The organism is Monashia sp. HAY1-2A, from assembly GCF_056755315.1.
The window spans coordinates 1-236 of the sequence record NZ_JBNDHY010000776.1; the positions used below are offsets into that span (position 1 = coordinate 1).

Annotated in this window: 1 pseudogene; it reads left to right on the plus strand. The window is 69.9% G+C overall.

Going from position 1 to position 236, the window contains the following annotated elements:
- A pseudogene (locus ACPYOM_RS23875) lies at positions 1–236 on the plus strand (DNA-binding response regulator); the annotation flags it as partial.

Consider the following 236-nt stretch of genomic DNA (forward strand, 5'->3'; position numbering starts at 1 on the left):
CCTGTTCCTCACCGCCAAGGACGCCGTCGAGGACCGGGTCTCGGGCCTGACGGCCGGCGGCGACGACTCCGTCACCAAGCCCTTCTCGCTCGAGGAGGTCGTGGCGCGCGTCCGCGCCCCCATGCGTCGCACGACCGTCGCCGTGTCGGCGGCCGACTCGACGCTCGTCGTCGGGGACCTCACCCTCGACGAAGACAGCCACGAGGTCTGTCTCTTATACACATCTGACGCTGCCG